At 40.7% G+C, this 14,263-nt stretch carries 12 protein-coding genes; 5 read left to right on the forward strand and 7 right to left on the reverse strand.

Annotation, left to right across the window (positions count from 1 at the left end; translation table 11 throughout):
- Positions 1–230: 230 nt before the first annotated feature.
- Entirely contained in the window at positions 231–1,082 is an 852-nt protein-coding gene (locus DEAC_RS09485) for a DegV family protein (RefSeq protein ID WP_047809826.1), read from the reverse strand.
- 874 nt (positions 1,083–1,956) lie between these two features.
- Between DEAC_RS09485 and DEAC_RS09490 the strand changes: the two genes are divergently transcribed.
- The 4 genes from DEAC_RS09490 (at position 1,957) to DEAC_RS09505 (ending at position 7,124) form a co-directional block, all read left to right on the forward strand.
- Positions 1,957–3,879 carry a sigma 54-interacting transcriptional regulator gene (locus DEAC_RS09490; protein ID WP_047809827.1) on the forward strand — a complete coding sequence of 641 codons (1,923 nt, stop codon included), beginning with the start codon at positions 1,957–1,959 and terminating at the stop codon, positions 3,877–3,879.
- A gap of 732 nt (positions 3,880–4,611) precedes the next feature.
- On the forward strand, positions 4,612–5,892 hold the full coding sequence (locus DEAC_RS09495) for an ATP-grasp domain-containing protein (protein ID WP_047809828.1): 1,281 nt from the start codon (positions 4,612–4,614) through the stop codon (positions 5,890–5,892).
- A 4-nt stretch (positions 5,893–5,896) separates the two neighbouring features.
- Entirely contained in the window at positions 5,897–6,190 is a 294-nt protein-coding gene (locus tag DEAC_RS09500) for a hypothetical protein (RefSeq protein ID WP_047809829.1), read from the forward strand.
- A gap of 37 nt (positions 6,191–6,227) precedes the next feature.
- Positions 6,228–7,124: a succinate--CoA ligase subunit alpha gene (locus DEAC_RS09505; protein WP_047809830.1), complete on the forward strand. Its 897-nt coding sequence runs from the start codon at positions 6,228–6,230 to the stop codon at positions 7,122–7,124.
- A gap of 277 nt (positions 7,125–7,401) precedes the next feature.
- On the opposite strand, the gene DEAC_RS09510 is transcribed toward DEAC_RS09505, so the two are convergent.
- Entirely contained in the window at positions 7,402–7,866 is a 465-nt protein-coding gene (locus DEAC_RS09510; protein ID WP_047809831.1) for a glyoxalase/bleomycin resistance/dioxygenase family protein, read from the reverse strand.
- A gap of 310 nt (positions 7,867–8,176) precedes the next feature.
- Between DEAC_RS09510 and DEAC_RS09515 the strand changes: the two genes are divergently transcribed.
- Entirely contained in the window at positions 8,177–9,598 is a 1,422-nt protein-coding gene (locus tag DEAC_RS09515; RefSeq protein ID WP_047809832.1) for a sodium:solute symporter family protein, read from the forward strand.
- Positions 9,599–9,836: 238 nt separating this feature from the next.
- Here the strand turns inward: DEAC_RS09515 and DEAC_RS09520 are convergent, their stop codons facing one another.
- The 5 genes from DEAC_RS09520 to DEAC_RS09540 form a co-directional block, all read right to left on the reverse strand.
- Positions 9,837–11,009 carry an iron-containing alcohol dehydrogenase gene (locus tag DEAC_RS09520; RefSeq protein ID WP_083996033.1) on the reverse strand — a complete coding sequence of 391 codons (1,173 nt, stop codon included), beginning with the start codon at positions 11,007–11,009 and terminating at the stop codon, positions 9,837–9,839.
- A gap of 165 nt (positions 11,010–11,174) precedes the next feature.
- Entirely contained in the window at positions 11,175–11,825 is a 651-nt protein-coding gene (locus DEAC_RS09525; protein ID WP_047809833.1) for a thioredoxin family protein, read from the reverse strand.
- Between the two features lie 160 nt (positions 11,826–11,985).
- The gene (locus DEAC_RS09530) at positions 11,986–12,675 is read right to left on the reverse strand and encodes a response regulator (protein WP_047809834.1); all 690 of its coding nucleotides are present in this window, start codon (positions 12,673–12,675) and stop codon (positions 11,986–11,988) included.
- A 65-nt stretch (positions 12,676–12,740) separates the two neighbouring features.
- Positions 12,741–13,355, reverse strand: coding sequence for a peroxiredoxin family protein (locus tag DEAC_RS09535; protein ID WP_047809835.1), 615 nt, complete (start codon positions 13,353–13,355; stop codon positions 12,741–12,743).
- A 20-nt stretch (positions 13,356–13,375) separates the two neighbouring features.
- A complete protein-coding gene (locus tag DEAC_RS09540; RefSeq protein ID WP_083996035.1) occupies positions 13,376–14,092 on the reverse strand; it encodes a cytochrome c biogenesis CcdA family protein in 717 nt (238 codons plus the stop codon).
- Positions 14,093–14,263 lie beyond the last annotated feature (171 nt).

A 14,263-nucleotide genomic window follows, 5' to 3' on the forward strand; every position in this document is an offset into this window, starting at 1 on the left:
CAGACAAGCTAAGTTTCCATCTTGTCTTTATAAGTCATTTCTATTTTAACATATTATTTTGATCTTTTATTGTTCCCCATTTACACGTTCCGCAGAGGAACTCCACCCGCTCAGCTCTATCATCCGTCGACAATATACCTTTCCTCTGCAATAAAAAAGCCATAACCTCATTGTTGCTCCTTGATTATGGCTTAAATTTCTATGTTATTAGAGTAAGATTTTTTTTAAAGTTAATTGGTCATAAACATTACGCCAAGTGTATTAGGTCCGCAATGAGAAGAAATCGTACAGCCGGCCTTTGCAATTATGATTTCCTTAAAACCCATGATTTCTTCAACATTTTTCCGAACAAGGTTGATATATTCGGAGGATATACCGGAATGAACTATAAATACCCTATCTAAATTAATATCGGGATAGGCATGTAACTTATCTATTGTATAGGATTTCAGAACCTTATCGAAGGCACCTCGATATTTTTTGCCGACCTTCATTTTCCCGCTGCTATTGTCCACTTCAATACAAGGTTTAATACTAAGGACGTTAGCCCCGAAGACAGCAAGAGCAGAGCATCTGCCCCCTTCATAAAGATAAGTTAAGTTATCCAGGACAAAGCTCGCCTGAACCTTGCTCCTTAAAGCTTTAACCTCCTCAAAGATTTTCTCAGCCGACATTCCCTTTGCTAGACGTTCAGCCGCCTCAATTACAAGAAGACCTATTCCTGTTGAGAGATTGCCTGAATCGATCGGATAGACACCTTTTAATTCCTGTGCAGCTATACAACAATTCTGGTAAGAAGACGAAAGTCCTGATCCCAAGCTCAAATGGATAACCTCATATCCTTCATCCGTCCACCTTTTAAAATAATTGATGTATTCTGCAGGATTCGGAGCTGCTGTTTTAGGCAAGATATGTCTTTTTTGATAAGTATCAAAAATGTCATCTGGTGTAATGTCAATTCCATCCCGAAAATCATTTTCTTCTAAAAGAATATGTAATGGACAACAATTCAGCTCATATCGTTCTTTTAGTTTATCGTCAAAATCACAGGTACTATCTGCACTTAGAATAATTTTTTTCATTTTCTCACTCATCCTTTGAAACATCCATTTGAAAATCTATTGTCTACTATGCAGGCCTTATACATAGGGAAGAATTTATGAAGCTAATGGATTCTGGAGCATATATCTTTCTTATTGTAATCTATATTGCTCCATAAACAAAGCAGAAAACTGTCCTGTCAAAATCCTCAATGACATCTCAATTGAATTATTCCTTTGGCGTGCAACATCGTTTAGTTGAAACAGCATTGCAAATCATAGGATCTGTATGAAATATGGAAAAATTAATTATTGAAAAAAAATTATAGATATGATATTTTCAACTCATATCTATGCAAAATTGATGCTAAGGAACTCGCGTTATAATCCATAACATGAGTATTGACACTCCCACGGCTAAAGCCGATGGGATTCTTGGGTGATTAAACCGAAGTACATTTCTGCTATCGGAGTATGACCCCAAGTTCAGGGCTATGCCATTAGCCCGTCCTAGAGCAGTACACAATGGTACTCTAGGCTGATAGCCTGTTACCAGCTACCACAGTTTCTTTGAAAGCGATCGTTTTAACGTCTTTTTTCTTGACGACACATAGAGTTTTACCTGATAGACGCATTAGCTATCAGAACCTCTTACTCTATCCAGTTTTCAAAGATCAAACTAATACTAGTTTATCATAGTGCTAAGACATTTACATTTACATGAAATTACGAAGCCGCCTTCATCCCACGATTAAAACTGTGGGCTTTTGGCTACGTTTCTGTAATCGAATTAATGTATTCATATAATGAAACGACGTATCACAATAAGAAACGCGCTCTTTTGCGCCTATTTAAGATGAGGAAATGCCCCTCTGGAACCGCCTTACTTGGCTAATCTTATCTGGGAGGGATTCGTATGAACAATAAACGTGATTTAGATCAACTCAATCTCGCCCTAATTGCCAGCTATCCAAAACTATCTGAGGTCTTTGAAAAAACAGTAAAACGCGAAGGCATAAACTATATCAATGTATTTGCTGCCTTCGAGGAAGCTGCAAATCTTGCGCAGAAAATCGAACCTAAAGTAGATGCAATTTTGAGCCGAGGAGGTACTGCCGAGTATATTAGGCGGGTGGTAGACATCCCTGTTATTTCCGTTCCGATTACCCAGTTTAATATCGTTCGATCTATGTATCAAGTTCCAAAAGAAGTAAATGACATCGCCTTCTTCAACTATGGGCGAAACATATATGGTATACGAGATATTGAAGCGATGTTCAACAAAACTCTCCATGAATATATATATTTAAATAAACAAGATATTATACAGGCTGTAAGCGATGTTAAAAAGCGTGGCCTAAAAGTAATTATCGGCGGCAATGTTGCCATTCAGTTAGCTCAAGAAGAAGGTTTAGAAGGAATTGAGATATGTTCCGGAGAAGAAACTGTTTACCGTTCGATCCTGGAAACGAAACACGTCGTTCAAGTCCATCAACTCGTCAGAAATCAAGCCATTCGCTTAAATGCAGTCTTGAATTCCATAGCTGAGGGAATTATTGTCACGGATGAACAAAATCGAATTGTCACCTTCAACCCCTCAGCGGAACGGATTTTCCGTTTGCCGAAAGAAGATGCCCTGGGAAAACAGGTTTTAGACATCGTTCCCAATACCGGAATTCCTAATGTCTATAAGAATGGCGAACCGGAAATCGCTTATCTTCAAAAGATCAATGGGGGGATAATAACTGCTACTCGTCAACCCATTTTTCTCAATGACAAACCGGTCGGTGTCGTGAGTACATTTCAAGACGTTACAAAAGTCCAGAACTTGGAGCAACAAATTCGTAAGCGGATTTATCATAAAGGATTTATAGCTAAGCATCATTTTGAAGATATTCTGACAAACAACGCCAACATGCTTGAACTTAAAGAAATGGCTGCTTTGTATGCGACCACCCAATCTTCTGTCTTGATCGAAGGCGAATCCGGAACCGGTAAGGAACTATTCGCTCAGAGTATTCATAATTCAAGCCAACGTGCTAACGGGCCTTTTATTGCCGTGAATTGTGCTGCTATTCCTGAACATTTACTGGAAAGTGAATTATTTGGTTATGAAGGCGGCGCCTTTACAGGCGCTAAAAAAGAAGGGAAGCTGGGTTTATTTGAACTGGCTCACAACGGAACAATCTTTTTGGACGAAATCGGCGAAATACCGAAATCATTGCAAGCCAGGTTATTGAGAGTCTTGCAGGAAAAAGAAATCATGCATATTGGCGGCGATAAAATTATACCTGTGGATATTCGAATAATCAGTGCCACAAATAAGAACCTCGAAGAAAAGGTCAAACACGAAGAATTTCGAAATGATTTATATTATCGTTTGAAGGTCTTTGGCATCAAACTTCCCCCCTTACGAGAGCGCAAAGAAGATATTCCCTTACTAACGAAAGTTTTCTTCCAGAAATTCGGCAAAGAGCTCGATGTCAAAACCGAAAACGAATTGCTGCCATTATTGCTCGAATATACTTGGCCGGGAAATATCCGGGAACTGCGTAACGTGATCGAGCAGTTATCGTTATTAGTTGATCATTTTAAAAACATACCCAGCTGGATTGGAATCTTAAACAAAGTATTAAATAAAGAGATTAAAAAAAATAACAAAATGTTTTCACTACAAGTCAATCTTGAAAATGGCCTTAAAGATGCTTTAGATCAAGCTGAAAAACAAATTCTTGATTCGATGTTAGCACAGTATGAGAACGACCGAAATCTGGTAGCCCAAAAGTTAGGTATTGGACGTACCACTCTTTGGAGAAAACGTAATGAATTAAAAGACTAGTTGTTATTTGTTCCAAAGATGAAATGACAAATTTCATCTTTGGAACATTTCTTTTTGTTGCAAGCATAACTAAGATCATTTTAAGCTATCTGAATTTCCCTGAAAAATTATGTCTAATTAAACTTTGACTCATCGATTTAGCTGCAACCTACCAATATCAAAGGATTTTAAGCTGCCCAATTAGAACAAAGGATACCAATAGGTTTTTTTAGGAGAGTCCCTTTAAAAATTGGCATCAGAATTGCAATTCTTAAGCAGCAGTAATTTAAATGAGTTATTCACTTATTAATACCCCAGAAGGAGGGATAAAGAAAATGAACTTCGAGGGTTTCTGTCTTCAATGTCTATGTGCAAGTTGTGCAGACAGAGGTACCTGCGAAATCCTTCATCCAAGTACGGAAGATTTTTGCATGTATTATTGTCAGGGTGGTGAATTCTCGGTCATCTCATGTGTCCATTACAAAGAAAAAACAGCGAGTCCACCTCCAGAAGAATCATAGTATGGACAATCTTTAAAACGTCGTTTCACTTCGACACTATTATTACTTTGATAAATCATTATTACTTCGATTTACTATTATTACTTTAATAAATGTTAGTTACTATTCAGTTTACAAAAAACATTTCGTTCAGTGATTTCATGAAAGCTCCAATATTGTTCACTTATTAACAGTCAAGGATATTGACATCGGAACATCAAAAATCAAAATTTTACGTTTTGGAGGAGAAATTATGGCAAGATTCTTAGAGTATCAAGGTAAGGAATGGCTTTCTAAAGCCGGTATACCTGTTCCCAAAGGCCGTTCAGCTGCTACGCCCGAAGAGGCAAAGCAAGCTGCCGAATGGATTGGCGGTCCTGTTGCCGTCAAAGGCCAAGTCCAGGCAGGCGGACGCGGCAAAGCAGGGATCGTAAAATTAGTGAATACTCCGGAAGAAGCAGCAAGTGCCGCCGCAGAAATCTTGGCTAAGACGGTCAAAGGATTACCGGTGCGTCAGGTACTAGTTGAAGAAAAACTTGATATCAAAAAGGAATTTTACGTCTCACTCGTGATTAATGGGGCAAGAGAAGCTCGATCCCCCATGGTCATGTTTAGTACTGAGGGCGGCATGGATATTGAAAGTGTACTCGAAGAAAAGATTATCAAAATGTTTGTCAACCCAGTAAACGGACTGCAAACCTATGATGGAGTTGATTTAGCAAGTCAAGCGGGAATACCGGCCAAAGACTTGAGTAAATTTGCTTCCTTCTTTGCCAAACTTTCGCAAACGTATAAAAAATACGATTGTCAGACTCTCGAAATCAATCCTTTAATTATGACAGGAAACGGTGAACTTATTTGCGCTGATTGCAAGATGGAAATCGACAATAGTTCCGTTAGCCGGCACCCGGAATTCGGGATTAAGATTGCCCGAGATCTTCCCGGAGAGCCGACAGAGCTTGATTATATTGGCTGGAGTATCGAAGAGACAGATGCCCGGGGAACAGGATTTCTGATGAATATGGGGTATGACGAAGTTAGTCCTTACCATATCGGTTATCACCCCATTGGCGGCGGTTCCGCCATGATGGGTCTTGATGTCTTGAATCAAGTTGGCTTAAAACCTGCGAACTATGCTGATACCAGTGGAAATCCCGTGGGTTCAAAGATATACCGGGTGGCAAAATGCGTCCTCTCGCAGCCAAATATTGACGGTTATCTCCTTGGAGGTTTCATGATGGCCAATCAAGAGCAATGGCATCATGCTCATGCCATTGTCAAAGTTCTCCGCGAGATTTTGCCGACTCAAAAACCGGGTCTCCCCTGTGTTCTTCTTCTCTGCGGCAATCGGGAAGACGAGTCCTTGGAAATCCTCAGGACCGGCCTGGCAGATTTAATGACCCCGGATGGACCCGGAAAAAGAATCGAAATATACGGAAAAGAACACGTTACGGATACGAAATTTATCGGAGAACGACTCTTAGCCTTAAGCCAAGAATATCGGGCAGAGAAAGATGCCAGGAAGGTAGGATAAAATCATGATGGAATTTGCTGAGAAAAGCTGTACGATTAAAATTGACACCAGTAAGTGCCCAAGTTGTGAAACAAAGGCCTGTGCCGAAGCTTGTAAGAAATTTGCCAGAGGTATATTGGAAATCGATAGCGAAGGCAAACCTTCTGTTGCCCATCGCAGTCAGGAAGAGATTTTACGGCTGGGTACGGAATGCTTGGCCTGCGAGTTTGCCTGTCAGTTCAAAGGCAAGGACGCAATTCGAATTGAGGTTCCGATTAACGGATTCGATGAATATCTTCAAAAGCGTCAGCAAGCCTAAGTGAACTCAAATTTTTTAGGAAAATGAGGGATAAAATATGGGCATTTTGATAAGTAAAGGGACAAAAGTCATAGTCCAAGGGATTACCGGACGAGAAGGATCAGTTCGTACAAACTATATGAAAGAGTATGGAACTAAACTGATTGGCGGAACGAGCCCCGGCAAAGCGGGTGAAGAAATCCATGGCGTTCCCGTCTATAATACGGTCAAAGAGATTGCGCGTGAACACGGAGAGATAGACTTCAGCGTACTCTTTGTCCCGGGAAGGGGGCTAAAAACGGCTGTCATGGAGGCGGCAGATGCTGGAGTTAAATACATCATTCCTTGTGTGGAAGGAACGCCAATTCACGATATTATGGAAATGATTGCTTATGCTCAAATGAAGGGCTCGCGCGTTATTGGACCGGGGTCTATCGGGATCATTACTCCTGGAGAGGCGGTTGTCGGTTGGCTCGGAGGTAACGTCGATTGGGCGAATAAATTTTTCCAACGAGGCAATATTGGAGTATTTTCCCGCAGTGGAGGACAGTCAGGGACCATTCCCTGGGTTTTGCGGGAAGGCGGTTTTGGCGTCAGTACCGTCGTCCATACCGGTACGGAACCGGTACTTGGAACATCCATGGCAGATCTTCTTCCCTACTTTGAAGCTGATCCAGAAACAGCAGGAGTTGCTGTTTATGCTGAAATCGGGGGATCACAGGAAGAGGAATGTGCTGAAGTAATTGCCTCAGGCCGGTTTACTAAGCCCTTCGTTATCTATGTCGCCGGCGCCTGGGCTCCGGAGGGACAGCGCTTTTCTCACGCCTCCAATATTGTCGAACGAGGACGAGGTTCGGCCAAAAGTAAGATCGATGCGATTAAAAAAGCAGGAGGCTATGTTGCTGAAACTCCAACGGATATTCCGAAAATCTTAAGGGAGAAGATTAAGGTATAGCGCAATCCTTATCCTTAAATCTCAAAAAATCAGCCACAAGTTAAATTCCTGATTTGTAAACCTTAAATAGTTACTCTCATCAGAGATGATGGGAGTTTTTTTTATCCAATCGTAAGACTCCCGCTTAAAGTGGAAGTTATTCCAGTATTTAAAATAATATGAGGACGCCGAGGCGTCCTTTAAATAGTTGTGATTGAGTATTTAAGCTCTCTTATACCCCTAAAAAAATGAATATACTTTCATTTAGTTCGATTACTGCCTTAAAATCTTTGCTTTGCTAACTTTGCTTGCATTTTTCTACAAATTCAATAGGATGTTGAATGATTTTCGACGTCTCTTCAATGGAGCAGCCCTTAGCAAGATAACGTCTGGCAATAACCTCCATGGACTCACCGATTTCAATCATGTGATAGTCGGGATCATATATACGAACTACTCTTTGCTGCCATTCATATTTCTTCGGCAGATGAACGTATTCAATTGACTCATAGGCACTAAGCTTAGCAATAAACGCCTCAAAATCCTCAACCTCAAAATACAATTCCATATTATTTGATTTTTTAATAACTGATCCTGACGATAAGTTCGTCAACCAGGCAAAATCCTCTTGAATAGCGAAACCACCGCTAAAGGTTACATTTTTGCCCAAATCAAGAACAACTTCTTGATTAAATACCTCTTTATAAAACTGCTTAGATTTTTCAACATCTTTTACTGCTAGAAGAGCTAACTTAAACTCCATCCCTAACACTCCTAACCTTCAATCTGATTTTAACCATTCTCAGACGCTAGATATTTTGCCATTGATGCAAGTTGCTAATATATTAGTAAAATTGTACATTTTTGTCAAAGCTCCTGATTTGCTTATTCCCTTTCCAGAGCATCGCGTCCAATTCATGAAGCTCAGAATTTAGGCGAATTATACCTTTTTACTAAAAAAGAGTGAGCTATGGTTTAATTTAAAATAAATCTGTTGTATAATACTAGCAAAACTGTTGGGTTATTATATGATCATTCGGCAAACTTTGTAAAGATATAGGAGGATGGTAGGAATGAATGTACCCATGATTATTGTAGCACTTTATATCGTTGCCTTATTCGCAATTAGTGCTTATGCCCGCAAACTTGCGGCAAAGGGGAAGGACGGTTATTTACTGGCGGGACGTCAGTTGACAACTCTTCTTGTGGCTGTATCGATTACTGGTCTCGCCATTGGGGGAGCATCAACGATTGGTGTTTCCGAACAAGCTTACTCAGTGGGATTAGCTGCAGGTTGGTACAATGTTGCTTGGGGACTCGGGGCAATTATTATGGGATTTGTAGCGGCGGGACATTATCGCAGGCTTAATATTACTACAGTTCCCGAAATGTTTGAGCGTTTCTATGATGCTAAAGGCAGAGTCATTAGTGTAGCGAGCCAAATCACCATTCAACTCGTCATCACTTCACTCCAATACCTTGCCGGAGGAGCGATTCTTGCCTCCATGTTACCCTCAATCTTTACCCTGAAAAGTGGCATGATTATGAGTGCCATCGTGTTTATCGGCATTACCTTTGTTGGTGGAATGTGGTCTGCGGGGTTAGCTAATATTTTAAATGTACTCCTCATATATATCGGAATTACAGTTGCTGCGATTTTTACCGTAATTAGTCAAGGAGGAATTCATCAGATTGCCCTGAAACTTCCCCATAATGTGCCCTATTTTCATCCGGTTGCAGGCTTAGGTTGGGGTATTATTGTTGGCTGGCTTGCTGTAATGATTACCATGGGGATGTCAACCCAAAGTATCGTTCAAATCTCTTGTGGGGCTAAGGATATAAAAACTGCACGCCGAGGCTTTGTTATCGGCGGAATGCTGATGATTCCAATTGGCTTTTTATCCGCGCTTATTGGAATGGCTGCCAGAGTTGCCTATCCTTCGATGAGCGCTACTTTAGCGATGCCTAAAATTATTATGAGTTTAAACCCTCTTCTCGCTGGGATCACTCTTGCAGCATTATGGGCGGCCGATGTATCAACGGCGGGAAGCTTGTTGCTTGGTTCGGCAACCTTGTTCTCACAGGATATCTATAAACGTTTTATCAACCCCAATGTCAGTGAAAAACAATATGCAGCGATCACAAAAGCATCGGTCATCATCCTTGGGCTCCTAACCTTTTTGTTAGCCATGAATGTCGCAGGAATCTTAAAAACCCTCATGGTTGGTCTTAGCCTGACAACAGCCTTTACTGTGGTTTTCTTATTTACTATTTTTGCCCCAGGGCTTGCACGTAAGAATTCAGCTTTCTTTACTACCTTAGTTGGGATCATTGTCATAGTCCTATGGCAGCTGGTTCCTGCCATTCGTGTTGTTTCCAATGTCATTTATTTTGAATGGATTGCCTGTGTCGCTGCCTATTTACTTACGGCCTTCATCGATTCCAAGTCAGCAAATATTACCCCGGAATCCTTAGTCAAAACTTCAGAAATGTAGCTAAAAGACTTAGCTAGAAGATGTTATAATAGAGTAAAACAGGCCGGCAGCGAAAACTGTCGGCCTGTTTATGTAAACAGAGTATCACTAAACCCGCAACGGTCTAAACGTTTGCTATCAAAGGAACAACTCCAATTATTGCAATGAGTATTCTTCTACTCTTCATACTCAAATGGTCAAACATTAAGAAAAGTTGCTAGTTAATTAAAATTCAAGTGTTTTGTACCGAACCTCAGCACTAAATTACAACGTCATAACCATAATAAGCTGCCTTATATACTTGAATCAAATCTTCGACGCTGGGCTGACGTGGATTAGTTCCGGTGCAGGGATCTTCCAAAGCGGCCTTAGCAAAAGTTTCTACGTTTTCTAAGAAGGAACTTTCGTCCATCCCTAGTTCCTTAAGACTTGCCGGTATTCCGAGTGAAGAATTTAAATTTTTAATAGTTATGACTAAAGAACTGATCAATTCTTCATTAGAAGAACCTGGTAATTCCAGATATTTAGCAATTTGAGCATAGCGCTGACCGGCAACCTTAGAATTGTACTGGATGACAGCAGGCATTAGAATCGTATTACAACGTCCATGGGTAGTATTAATTGTCGAGATTTTATGCGACAAGCTATGGTCTATACCTAAGATTGCATTGGAAAATGACATACCGGCATAGTTTTGGGCAATATGCATTTTAGTTCTGGCTGTGATATCCGATCCATCTTTAAATGCTTTGGGAAGCCATTCAAAGATTGTCTTAATAGACTCTAGAGCTAAGGTATCAGTATAGTCATTAGCCATAGTTGATACGTACGCTTCAAGTGCATGAGACAAGGCATCAACTCCGGTATCAGCAGTAACATTAGGAGGCATCGAAAGACAAATTTCGGGGTCTAAGATTGCAATATCCGGAGTGATTTCATAGGAAGCCAGAGGATGTTTTATCCCGCCCTGTTCAGTAATTACTGCTACGCAGGTTACTTCCGTTCCCGTGCCGCTGGTAGAGGGGATAGCAATAAATTTAGCCTTATTTCTGAGCGGAGGAATACTAAACGGCGCTTTGATATCTTCAAACCGCTTATCGGGATATTCATAAAATACCCACATTGCTTTAGCTGCATCAATTGCGGAGCATCCGCCTAAGCCCAAAATTAAATCGGGCGCAAATGCTTTCATTTTCTCTGCGCCGCGATAAACAGTCTCAACAGAGGGATCGCCCTCAACTCCGTCAAAGATTGTATAGTCGATATTTGCTTCTTTGAGATATCCTGTTACCTTATCCAGTACGCCATTTGCTCTCATTGAATTTTTGCCCATGCATATAAATGCTTTTGAACCCTGAACTTGCTTTAGATACTCTAAGGTACCTGCACCGAACACTACATCTCTTGGTACTCTAAACCATTTCAAATCCAATCTTCTCTCTCCTTCACAATCATCCTTTTCGAGTCGACAGTCTCTAATCACCGCCAAAAAAGACTATGTGTAGCTGCTTAAATTTAGAACCATATTCTGCTAAAAAAATTGAGAGAGTTAGGATTGCCACGAATCCCTTAATCGCTCCAAAAAATATATAAATTGCTACTCACTTGATTTCCGTAAAATGATTTCCACGTCCTTAATGCCAAATTGAGAGAGTGTTAGCCGTAAAGCCTCTTTCATACTTTCGAACTGAGATTGTTCTACGTTTTCCGACTTAAGTGTCACAATTCCAGTCATTTCACGGAATTGAATCAATTCTAAAGTTGTTCCCTGGGGAAATGGGTTACTGAAACCTTCTATTGAAGCTTTTATGAGTAACGTAACCGCAGTGATACGGGGTGCTTTGATCGAGGTGCGATTCTTATAATTGACTTCCGTTGGTGAGAACTCCCCATTTTTCGGAAGATAAAGGACATACTTTTCTACCGTCTCTTCATTTCCTGCCAATTCCGGCATTAAATCTATCTCCTGTTCATTTATCTTTTCTAGGGTATCTATAACAATGTCTGTTTCATGAAAACCTTCCAGACGATAGAGCTCTCTGCCATTTTCATCAACAAAAAGTATCGTGGGATTTGTTTTAATTCGGTATTGATTGGCTTCATCCACTTGAATTTCTACATATACTCTTTCAACCTTTATAACAGGAAATAATGCCGCCACTTCATGTAATACGGTCCCCATTGATCTTCCCATCGGACAAGCATTTAACGTAAAAAGGATGATCTTCTTAGTTAAGAAACCATTCATTGCCTATTTCTCCTCTCTTTGATTTGCTAATTGAACTGAAAACCAGAAAGAATGTTCATGTTGGTTATGTCCGGCGATTACGTGAAGAGTCTAAACGATAAAAACGCTCAAACACCTGATCCGCTCATAACTTGATATTGCTTAGTGAGCAAACAAGCCCTTAGTAGGCAACAAAACGATACCCCATTCCCCTGACCGTTTCAATGATTTCATGGTTACCATCATATCTAAGTTTTTCCCGTAATTTACCGACATGCACATCGACTGTTCTTTCTGTAACGATTTTTTCCTGATGAGGATAAAGTTCGTCGACAATTTGTTCTCTGGTTAAGATCTGGTCGGGATGACTCATAAAAAAATACAATAAGCGAAATTCATGGTGCGTTAATGCAAGGGTTTCTCCGTTGTAATGAATTTCTCCCTTTAATGGTTTCAAGGTAAGTCCTCTGTAATTTATTTTCCTGCAGTTCTGTACGGTTCGCCGCAAAATGACCTCGACTCTTGTCACCAATTCTTGTGGACTGAAGGGCTTGGTGACATAATCATCCGCGCCCATTTTTAAGCCCTGAATACGTTCAGCCTCTTCAACTTTGGCTGATAACATAATAATTGGCACAGTGCTTCTCAATTCTGTTCGGATTATTATACAAACTTCTTCTCCGCTTAATTTGGGCAACATAAGATCGAGAATCAGCAAACAGGGATCGAATTGTTTAAACATTTTCAAAGCCTCTTCACCGTCTTCTGCTTCCAAGGCTTCATACCCTTCTCTTTCCAAGTATACTTTGACCAGTCGGCGGATTTTAGCATCGTCTTCAACAACGAGTACAGATTTCCCCTTGGGTGTCATGAACACGCCTCCATCCGTTTAACAGTGAATCATAACCACGATATCTTATCTTCCACACGGCTGCCTTATTTTAGGTTACCCAACATTTCTTGCATAGACTCATTGGTCATAGGTCCGACAATTTTATCACGAATTATTCCCTGAGAATCCAGGATGAAGCTGGCAGGGATTGACGATATATTATATAACCGAGCTGCATCTCCATTTTTATCCAGAAGAACCGGGAATGTAATACCATCAGCCTTCATAAATGAGGTAACCTCGGCCTGACTCTTTTCTGCTGTCGTTAAATTAACGGCCAGAATTTCAACCCCGGTGTTTCTATTCTTGGTATAATAGTTTTCCATTTCCGGCATCTCCAAGCGGCAGGGCGGACACCAACTTGCCCAGAAGTTGACAATAACCTTCTTCCCTCTCAAGCTGGAGAGCTTCACAGTTTCTCCATTTACACTCTGCAGTTCAAAATCCGGTGCCAAGTTTCCATTTTCCAGGCCGACAGTCACCGGCTGTCCTTGATCTGTATTTGTTGACGCTCCCGCAGAAGTTGAGGCGGACTTTGTGTTCTGCACACTGGCTGAATTGGCTGCAGTATCCGGGCTCTTACTCTTATTCCCCCCCACATCATACATCCCCCAAATCACTAAACCAATCAAAGCTGCAATCGCTAAATACTTTTTCATTGCTCAATCTTCCTTTCGTGCTAATATGTAAGATAGCTTAAACTGAACAGCCAGGCACTAATCTTTGGCAGCTGATCTGTATATAACAATAAACCCATACCAATGAGAATCCAGCCGTTAATTGTAGAGAGCAGACCCAAACTCCGATTGATTTTCTTTACAAATCCTAAAGAATAGGTAATGATCACCGAAATCGCCAGAAAGGGAATACCTAAACCCAACGAATAAACAAAAAGCATCATCATCCCACTATAAACCGTCTTGGCTGATCCAGCCAAAAGGAGGATCGAGGACAAGGCTAACCCAACACAAGGGGTCCAGCCGGCTCCAAAAGACATACCCAATATAACGGAACGCCAAATATTCTTTTCCCCTGTTTGTTTAGCTTCCCAGCGTTTTTCCATCATCAGAAAGCGTAGTTTTAGGATTCCCGCCATTTGTAATCCAAAAATAATAATCAAAAGTCCGCTTATCTTTTGAATAATATCCCGGTTATGGCTGAAAATCTGTCCCAAGGCGCTGGCCGAAGCCCCCATCATCACGAAGATTATACTAAATCCCAGAATAAAACTGAAAGAACGGGCCAGCAACAATCGCTTGGATACCTCAATCTTATTGTTTCCAAATGTTGAACCGGTAAGATTAGCAACATATGCCGGAATCAGCGGAAATACACAAGGCGATAAAAACGATAACATCCCTGCCGTAAAAGCAAATAGCACCGAAACATTCTCCACAAAACTTCACCCCCATGCTAGTATTACTTCGCAGTAACATTTTCTAATCTTAAGATAAGTTACTAATTCATTATGGTCAATCGTATAAACTATACCATCCAATTTTAAAGATTGTATAAAGATTGAAAATCAGAAAAGCAACCGAAGTCTAGTTAAAACTCGGTTGCTTAG

Source organism: Desulfosporosinus acididurans, assembly GCF_001029285.1.
In the GTDB taxonomy this organism is placed as follows: Bacteria; Bacillota; Desulfitobacteriia; order Desulfitobacteriales; family Desulfitobacteriaceae; genus Desulfosporosinus; species Desulfosporosinus acididurans.

Bases quoted from the DNA above. Each gene is read 5' to 3' on its own strand.
- DEAC_RS09535 (WP_047809835.1), bottom strand. From the start codon at position 13,355: ATGAAAAAGTATTTAGCGATTGCAGCTTTGATTGGTTTAGTGATTTGG.
- DEAC_RS09505 (WP_047809830.1), top strand. From the start codon at position 6,228: ATGGGCATTTTGATAAGTAAAGGGACAAAAGTCATAGTCCAAGGGATT.
- DEAC_RS09485 (WP_047809826.1), bottom strand. From the start codon at position 1,082: ATGAAAAAAATTATTCTAAGTGCAGATAGTACCTGTGATTTTGACGAT.
- DEAC_RS09525 (WP_047809833.1), bottom strand. From the start codon at position 11,825: ATGAATGGTTTCTTAACTAAGAAGATCATCCTTTTTACGTTAAATGCT.
- DEAC_RS09530 (WP_047809834.1), bottom strand. From the start codon at position 12,675: ATGACACCCAAGGGGAAATCTGTACTCGTTGTTGAAGACGATGCTAAA.
- DEAC_RS09500 (WP_047809829.1), top strand. From the start codon at position 5,897: ATGATGGAATTTGCTGAGAAAAGCTGTACGATTAAAATTGACACCAGT.
- DEAC_RS09490 (WP_047809827.1), top strand. From the start codon at position 1,957: ATGAACAATAAACGTGATTTAGATCAACTCAATCTCGCCCTAATTGCC.
- DEAC_RS09515 (WP_047809832.1), top strand. From the start codon at position 8,177: ATGAATGTACCCATGATTATTGTAGCACTTTATATCGTTGCCTTATTC.
- DEAC_RS09495 (WP_047809828.1), top strand. From the start codon at position 4,612: ATGGCAAGATTCTTAGAGTATCAAGGTAAGGAATGGCTTTCTAAAGCC.
- DEAC_RS09510 (WP_047809831.1), bottom strand. From the start codon at position 7,866: ATGGAGTTTAAGTTAGCTCTTCTAGCAGTAAAAGATGTTGAAAAATCT.